Below are 8,314 nucleotides of genomic sequence, written 5' to 3'. Positions count from 1 at the left end.
GTCCGATTACGCTTCGCTAATCGAACCTACGGCCCTAATAGAACCTGCATTATCACCTCATATAAGATTTGGTTGAATGTATTGCGAATGTTTTAAGGGTTGAAAATCCTCTTTTGGTGATGGAACATCGGCCAAGAAAAGTAAAATCGAACTAATAACCAATAAGAAAAATATAGATTTGTAAAATAGCTTTGCTTTTCCTGTACTCCGGAGATTACGCCAGAACCATATTGACCGTGGACTCTTATCAGTGATCGTTTGTGCTAAACCAATAAGACCATTGAGCTCATAGTTTATATTTTTCTCAAGTCGCATACCTTGCTCTACAGAACCCTTCAATAAAGGGTGATACCAATAAACGTCCATAAAATAAAACAACATCCAAATTACTGCTGCTGCTAGATTTAAAATTGCCGATGCTGCAATATGTATATTAAAGAAGTTTATAACAAAGCCAGATTTAAACGAAACACCTATTGCACCGATAAATGCAGATAGAATTAAAATGGCAAAGTTTCTGATCCGCATTTCAAGATCGTTAAAATGTTGCTGTGTATTTACAACAGTTTTCCATATATCTACCTTAATCTTCAATTTTTCTTCTTTGGTTAGTCCTTCGCTAGGAGAAAGAAAAAAAGGTATGATGTCAGAAAATTGTTTTGCAACAAAACTCGGCACAACTAAACGACCATTACTATTTATTTTCTTTTCGCGTTCAACATCTTCATCGGTCCAATGTGTAACATCTCTTAATAAGTCATATCTTATGTCTTTTTTGTCATTAAAATGACTAATGCCATATTCTGCAAAAACATCAGTAACTCCGGCATCCTGTGCCATAGCAATGTCTTTCATTTTGCTATCACCAATATATAAGCACTCCTCAGGAACAGCACCTATTTCATTTATGATATGTAGTAACAGTGCAGGGTTCGGTTTCAATTCATTTTCAGGGGTATGCTTGTTTATTGTGTGAAGTAAAAGACCGGAAGTTTTATTATTCTTATAATCTGGAATTTTATGATCTGGCGGGGAATACAAGACATCAATTAAGCCATCCAGACCGAGCTGGTGTAAACGATAGTTTGAATAGTATTCTTTAGATTCTGTATATCCAACAACTCTAACATTATACCTCTTTAGCATAATTAATGTTTCTTTGACCGTTGGATAAAGGCAAAGATGCTTTTTTCTCTCGTTTCTGAAATTTTCAATAGCTTCATTCATTTCCTTTCTAATTGCATCTCGGCCACCATATTTTTTATTTAGAGAAGGAAGCTCCTCAAGAAGAAAAGCATACTCTGCCGTTCCATGCTTTTGATGTATAGCTTTTATTTCTGGTATTAATGTTTCACGACTAATTCCAGATGTATTTACGACACTTTCCAGCATAGCATTGAAACTGTTGTACCAAACTTCAAACCAATCAAACAGAGTGTTATCCAAGTCGGTAATCAAAACTGTTTTTTTCATAAAAAAGCCCATTTAAGCAATATAAAATAGATTGTAACACCATTAATCTACAGCGTCTTCATTGCAAAGATATAGATTTATGGAGTCGATTAGTCTGTAGGTTAGTCCGTAGGTTCGAATAGCGAAGCGTATTCGGACGATCGCGTCATTAAAACTGCCACTATGAACGCCAGATAAAAACAACCCGGCCTAAGCCGGGTTGATTATATCAAGAGCGGGAAAAATCAGAGCGCTTCCAATCTGGCATACGCCGTCACCAGCCACTTGGCGCCGACGTCGTCGAACTGGATCTGTACCCGGCTCTGCTGGCCAACCCCTTCGAAGTTGAGTACCACCCCTTCCCCGAATTTAGGATGCAGCACCCGCTGGCCGAGCTTGATGCCGCTGGCGTCGAAGCTCTGCTGCACCTCGTTCTGGCTAAAGCGGCCGTACTGGGTGGGGCGGCTGACCTGAGTGCGCAGCCGGATCTCTTCCAGACATTCGGCGGGCATCTCGCGGATAAAGCGGCTCGGCTTGTGGAACATCTCGCGGCCGTAGATGCGGCGGCTCTCGGCATAACAGATGTAGAGCTTCTCCATGGCGCGGGTCATGCCGACGTAACAGAGACGGCGCTCCTCTTCCAGCCGGCCCGACTCCTCGGTCGATTGCTGGCTGGGGAACATGCCCTCTTCGACGCCGACCAGCAGCACCAGCGGGAACTCCAGCCCCTTGGCGCTGTGCAAGGTCATCAGCTGCACCGCATCGGCATATTCGTCCGCCTGATTCTCGCCCGCTTCCAGCGCCGCGTGGGCGAGGAAGGCGGAGAGATCGCTCATATCTTCCAGCTCGTCCGGGCGCTGGTACTGGCGGCAGGCAGTGACCAGTTCGTCCAGGTTCTCTACCCGCGCCTGGGATTTCTCCCCTTTTTCCGCCAGATACATCGCCTTGAGGCCAGAGTTCTGGATGGCGATATCCGCCTGCTGGTGCAGGGGGAGCATGCCGACCTGCTCTTCCAGCGCGTCGATCAGATCGACAAAACCGCGCACCGCGTTACCGGCGCGACCGGTCAGCACCTTGTCATTGAGCAGCCCCTTGGCCGATTGCCACAGGTTGAGCCCCTGATCGCGGGCGTTGCCGCGCAGGATCTCGAGGGTGCGATCGCCGATACCGCGGGTCGGGGTGTTGACCACCCGCTCGAAGCTGGCGTCGTCGCCACGGTTGTTGATAAGCCGCAGGTAGGCCATGGCGTCTTTGATCTCTTGCCGCTCGAAGAAGCGCAGGCCGCCGTAGATGCGGTAGGGCATGGCATCCTGCATCAGCGCCTCTTCCAGCACCCGTGACTGGGCGTTGGAGCGATAGAGGATGGCGCAGTCGGCCAAGAGGCCGCCCTTTTCCTTCCAATCCTTGAGGCGGCCGACCACGAAGCGCGCTTCGTCCACCTCGTTGAAGGCGGCGTAGAGGGAGATCGGGTCGCCCTCGGCCCCCTCGGTCCACAGCTCCTTGCCAAGGCGCTCGGCGTTGTTGGCGATAACGCTGTTGGCGGCTTTCAGGATATTGGCGGTGGAGCGGTAGTTCTGCTCGAGGCGGATGGTCTCGGCCCCCTGATAGTCGGTCAGGAAGCGCTGGATGTTCTCGATCTTGGCGCCGCGCCAGCCGTAGATGGACTGGTCATCGTCGCCGACGATCATCACCTTGCCGCTGTTGCCCGCCAGCATCCGCAGCCAGGCGTACTGGATGCCGTTGGTATCCTGAAACTCGTCCACCAGGATGTTCTGGAAGCGGTCGCGGTAGTGCTCGAGGATGTGTGGCCGGTTAAGCCACAGCTCGTGGGCGCGCAGCAAGAGTTCTGCAAAGTCCACCAGACCGGAGCGATCGCAGGTCTCCTGATAGGTCTTGTAGATCTGCTGATAGGTGCGGGTGACGGGGTCGCCGTAGAGGTCGATGTCGCCGGGGCGTAGCCCCTCATCCTTCTTGCCGTTGATGTAGCCCATCACGGCGCGCGGGGCCCAGTGCTTCTCGTCGAGGTTTAGCGCCTTGATGACGCGGCGGATCAGCCGGTACTGGTCGTCGGAGTCGAGGATCTGGAAATCCTGCGGCAGTCCCGCATCCAGATGGTGGGCCCGCAGCAGGCGGTGGGCGATACCGTGGAAGGTGCCGATCCACATGCCGCGCACGCCGTCGCCGATCACTTTTTCGACCCGGCCGCGCATCTCGGCCGCCGCCTTGTTGGTAAAGGTGACCGCGATGATGGAGAAGGGTGAACAGCGTTCCACCTGCATCAGCCAGGCAATGCGGTGCACCAGCACCCGGGTCTTGCCCGAACCGGCCCCGGCCAGCACCAGCAGATTGCTACGGGGCGCCGCAACGGCATCTCTTTGCTTGTCGTTGAGCCCGTCGAGCAGGGTTGAAACGTCCATCACCACTCCTGTTTATTTATACAGGCGGGGATTATACGGCCATCCCCCCTGCCAGACCAAATCCAAACTCGGGGGGAGGGGCGAGATGGGGGCTCGCATGGGCGCCGGTGCGGCCATTTTTGGCTGGCGCAGAATAGAGGAGGGCGGGGCGGTTTCCAGCTGTAGCCAAATCTTGCCAGCGCTGTTTGTCGGGATTTTGCGAGGTGGATCACGGGTTGCCAGACGGGAGAGATGAATAAGGGGGAAAACGGTTTACAGTAAGTGACTGAACAATAAGTAAAATGTCGTTCGGGTCCCCACCTTGGTAGAATAAAAAACTAAAAAGTGGCATCAAAACAACAACTTATAAAGTTATTTGCTTAGAATTCAAACCGTTAACGCAAACGTTTTTCCCTTATCATTTGCTTGACCCGCATCGGGGCTGACTTAGAGTAAGCCTGCGTGCTAGATAGCCTGCTTTGACAGGCAAGCAACTTCCCTCACTTAATAACAATCAAGGATACGATCGTGACTAAAGTGCTGAAATTGGCCACTGTGGCCTCCCTCACTCTCGCTGCCCTTTCCGTTCAGGCTGCTCCGGCAGTTCCTGGTGTGGTGTATGACACCGCGGGCAAGTATGACAAATCCTTTGGCGAAGGCGTGTTTCGCGACGGCGTCGAAAAGTACAACAAGGACAAAGGGATTAAGGTCAAAGAGTTTGAACCCCAGAACGAAGCCCAGCGCGAGCAGGGTCTGCGTCGTCTGGCCAGCCGTGGCAACCAACCGATCATCGGGGTTGGTTTCAATATGGCCTCTGCGATCGACAAGGTGGCCACCGAGTTCCCCAAAGTGCAGTTCGCTATCATTGACGCGGTCGTCGACAAGCCGAACGTGCAATCGTTGATCTTCAAAGATCATGAGGGCTCCTTCCTGGTCGGTGCATTGGCTGCCATGGCCACCAAGAGTGACAAGGTCGGCTTCGTGGGCGGGATGGATGTTCCGTTGATCCGCAACTTTGCCTGCGGTTACGAGCAGGGCGCCAAGTACGCCAATCCGAAGGTCGAAGTGCTGCAGAACATGATCGGCTCCACTCCGGCGGCGTTTGCTGACCCGGCTAAAGCGGGTGAGCTGACCAAGGCCCAGTTCTCCAAGGGCGCTGACGTGGTTTACGCGGCGGCTGGCGGCTCCGGTCTCGGGGTTTATCAGGCGGCTAAAGATGGCGGCAAGCTGGCTATCGGTGTCGACTCCAACCAGAACTACCTCTACCCGGGCACCATGTTGACCTCCATGGTCAAGGCGGTCGGTCTGGCCTCTTATCGCACCTGGGAAGAGAGTGCCAACGGTACCTGGCAAGGTGGCGTCAAGCGTCTGGGCCTGGCGGAAGGTGGTGTTGACTGGGCGTTGGACAAGTACAACGAGAAGCTGATCACCCCGGAGATGAAAGCCAAGATGGATACCATCAAGGCTGACATCATCGCAGGCAAGATCAAGGTGCATGACTACACCAGCACTGACTCTTGCAAATACTAATTAGACTGTTGCTACGACTCTCAACGCACGACCGGCCCGCACGGGCCGGTTTTTAGTCTTATTTCATGACACGCAGGGCTGCATCATGGACCAGACAGATCACTATGCCATCGAATTGAGAGGTATCGATAAGCGGTTTGGCAGTGTACATGCCAACAAGCTGATTGACCTCAAGGTTCGTAAAGGCAGTATCCACGGCATTGTCGGCGAAAATGGCGCCGGTAAATCCACCCTGATGAGCATCATTTATGGTTTCTACCATGCCGATAGTGGCGAGATGCTGATCGACGGGAAACCTTTCAAACCCCATGGCTCACAAGCTGCGATTGCCGCAGGCGTGGGCATGGTGCACCAGCACTTCATGCTGGTGAATAACTTTACCGCATTGGAAAACGTCATCCTCGGCGCTGAGAACGGCTGGCACCTTCAGCAGAGTGTGACGGCAGCAGAGAAGCTGCTCGGCGAGCTGGCGCGGGATTATGGCCTCGATGTGCCGCTGCACGAGAAGGTCGAAGATCTGCCGGTGGGCCTGCAACAGCGGGTCGAGATCCTCAAGGCGCTCTATCGCGGCGCCCGCATTCTGATCCTCGATGAACCGACCGGCGTGCTGACCCCGCAAGAGGCGGATCACCTGTTCAAGGTGCTGAAAATGCTGCGGGATCAGGGGGCGACCATCATCCTCATCACCCACAAGTTGCGGGAGATCCTGGCCGTGACCGATCAGGTCTCCATCATGCGCCGTGGCGAGATGGTGGCGCACGTTGCCACCAAGGATACCGACAAGGAGCAGCTGGCCGAACTGATGGTGGGCCGCAAGGTGCGCCTCAAGGTCGACAAGGGGCCAAACCAGCCGGGCGAGGCCAAGCTCAAAGTCGAGGGGCTCAGCTACTTCGACGCGAGCAAGGTGGAGCGGGTCAAATCGGTCAGTTTCGAGGTGCGCGCCGGTGAAGTGGTGGGCATTGCCGGGGTCTCCGGCAACGGTCAGTCCGAACTGCTCAGCCTGCTGGGCGGCATTCTCAAGCCGAGCAAGGGTGGTTTCACCATCAGCAGCCGCAGCGGTGTGCACAAGGTGAGCGCCGAGCATCCTGCCGATCCCGAGCGGGTGCGCAACTTCGGTCTCGGCCATGTGCCGGAAGATCGCCACAAGATGGGGCTGATCAATCGCTTCGAGGCGAAAGAGGCGTTTATCCTCGGTTATCACCGTCGTCCCCAGTACAACAAGGGGTGGCTGCAGAACAAGGAGGCGATCCAGCAGGATTGTCAGGCCAAGATGGAGAAGTGGGACGTACGCCCGCCTCAGCCCGATCACAAGACCGCCAACTTCTCCGGCGGCAACCAGCAGAAGCTGGTGATCGCCCGTGAAGTGGAGCAGGACCCGGATGTGCTGTTGATCGGCCAGCCGACCCGCGGGGTCGACATCGGCGCCATCGAGTATATCCACAAGCAGATCATCGCCATGCGCGACAAGGGCAAGGCCGTGCTGCTGGTTTCGGTGGAGCTGGACGAGATCATGAGCCTCTCTGACCGCATTCTGGTGATTGCCGACGGTCGCATCGTCGGCGAGCTGGATGGTGCCAAGGCGGATGAGCGCACGATCGGCCTGATGATGGCGAACATCGTTCCCGACGAGGTGGCTGCCAGCCAGCCGCAAGGAGCGAAGTCATGAGTTTCACATCCATTTTTAGCCCAAGCGGTTTGATGATGGTCAACACACCTGTGTCTGACGAGATTGCCAAGGAGGCCCACTGATGAGCCAAGAACGTATTCCTGCCTGGGTCTCCGTGGGCATCTTGTCTGCGGTCAATATCCTGCTGGCCTTCCTGGTGTCGGCCATTCTGTTCTACTACCTCGATATCAACCCGATCGATGCCGCCAAGATCATGTGGTCTGGTGCCTTCGAAACAGGCGAAGGGATTGGTTACACCCTCTACTACGCAACCGGCTTTATCTTTACCGGTCTGGCAGTGGCGGTGGCCTTCCACGCCGGTCTGTTCAACATCGGGGGTGAAGGGCAGGCCTATATCGGCGGACTGGGTGTCGGTCTGGTCTGTCTGCTGCTGGGTGATGTGCTGCCGTTTGCGTTGCTGCTGCCGCTCTCCATTATTGCTGGCGGTCTGTTCGGTGCAGCCTGGGCCTTTATCCCGGCCTGGCTGCAAGCCAAGCGTGGTAGCCACATCGTTATCACCACCATCATGTCCAACTTCATCGCCGCCTCGCTGATGGCCTATCTGCTGGTGGAGGTGCTCAAACCGTCCAGCCAGATGTCTGCCGAGAGCAAGGTGTTTCCCGAGGCAAGCTGGTTGCCGAAGATGAACGAGTTCTTCGGTGGTTTCGGGCTGGATATTCCCACCAGTCCGCTCAATATCAGCTTCTTCTGGGCGCTGATCTGTGCGGCGCTGGTGTGGGTCTTTATCTGGCACACCCGCTGGGGTTACGAGATCCGCTCGGTCGGGGCCAGCCAAAGCGCCTCCGCCTACGCCGGTATCTCCTATCCCAAGGTGGTGATCCTGGCCATGGTGATCTCCGGCATGTTGTCGGGCTTCTTCGCCCTCAACGCCCTGCAGGGGGAGTTGCACCAGATCAAGCTCAACTTTGTGGAAGGGTTTGGGGTAACGGGGATCGCGGTGGCGCTGATGGGGCGCAACCATCCGGTGGGGGTCATCCTTGCCAGCCTGCTGTTCGGTTTTCTCTATCAGGGGGGGGCCGAGCTCAGCTTCGAGTACGGGGTCGACCGCAACATAGTGGTGGTGTTGCAGGGTCTGGTGATCCTGTTCTGCGGTGCCCTTGAGCACATGATGCGTCCGCGCATCGAGCAGCTCTATCTGGCGTTTGCCAATCGCGCCACCGCACAAGCAAAAGGAGCCTGATCATGTATGAACTTCTGATCCAGATGCTGGATTCGACCATTCGTACCGCCCCGCCCCTTATTCTTGCTG

Annotated in this window: 5 protein-coding genes; 3 read left to right on the top strand and 2 right to left on the bottom strand. The window is 54.7% G+C overall.

Going from position 1 to position 8,314, the window contains the following annotated elements; genetic code table 11:
• Positions 1 to 57: 57 nt before the first annotated feature.
• On the bottom strand, positions 58 to 1,473 hold the full coding sequence (locus tag LD28_RS23650; RefSeq protein WP_081959503.1) for an HAD family hydrolase: 1,416 nt from the start codon (positions 1,471 to 1,473) through the stop codon (positions 58 to 60).
• Positions 1,474 to 1,697: 224 nt separating this feature from the next.
• Complete coding sequence (gene uvrD, locus LD28_RS0110540) at positions 1,698 to 3,869, bottom strand: DNA helicase II (RefSeq protein ID WP_033136924.1); 2,172 nt, start codon at positions 3,867 to 3,869, stop codon at positions 1,698 to 1,700.
• 507 nt (positions 3,870 to 4,376) lie between these two features.
• Here uvrD and LD28_RS0110535 point away from each other — a divergent pair.
• The 3 genes from LD28_RS0110535 to LD28_RS0110525 all read left to right on the top strand — a co-directional run bounded on the left by LD28_RS0110535 (position 4,377) and on the right by LD28_RS0110525 (position 8,245).
• Complete coding sequence (locus LD28_RS0110535) at positions 4,377 to 5,378, top strand: BMP family lipoprotein (RefSeq protein WP_033136923.1); 1,002 nt, start codon at positions 4,377 to 4,379, stop codon at positions 5,376 to 5,378.
• A gap of 85 nt (positions 5,379 to 5,463) precedes the next feature.
• On the top strand, positions 5,464 to 7,044 hold the full coding sequence (locus LD28_RS0110530) for an ABC transporter ATP-binding protein (RefSeq protein WP_033136922.1): 1,581 nt from the start codon (positions 5,464 to 5,466) through the stop codon (positions 7,042 to 7,044).
• Between the two features lie 82 nt (positions 7,045 to 7,126).
• Positions 7,127 to 8,245, top strand: a complete 1,119-nt coding sequence (locus tag LD28_RS0110525) for an ABC transporter permease (RefSeq protein ID WP_033136921.1) — start codon at positions 7,127 to 7,129, stop codon at positions 8,243 to 8,245.
• The last annotated feature ends 69 nt before the right edge of the window (positions 8,246 to 8,314 follow it).

Source organism: Aeromonas finlandensis, from assembly GCF_000764645.1.
In the GTDB taxonomy this organism is placed as follows: Bacteria; Pseudomonadota; Gammaproteobacteria; order Enterobacterales; family Aeromonadaceae; genus Aeromonas; species Aeromonas finlandensis.
The sequence above is the reverse complement of the archived record's forward strand: the minus strand, read 5'-3'. Positions and strand labels throughout refer to the sequence as shown.

Excerpts from the sequence above, each read along its gene's own strand:
- uvrD (WP_033136924.1), bottom strand. The coding sequence starts at position 3,869 with ATGGACGTTTCAACCCTGCTCGACGGGCTCAACGACAAGCAAAGAGAT.
- LD28_RS23650 (WP_081959503.1), bottom strand. The coding sequence starts at position 1,473 with ATGAAAAAAACAGTTTTGATTACCGACTTGGATAACACTCTGTTTGAT.
- LD28_RS0110530 (WP_033136922.1), top strand. The coding sequence starts at position 5,464 with ATGGACCAGACAGATCACTATGCCATCGAATTGAGAGGTATCGATAAG.
- LD28_RS0110525 (WP_033136921.1), top strand. The coding sequence starts at position 7,127 with ATGAGCCAAGAACGTATTCCTGCCTGGGTCTCCGTGGGCATCTTGTCT.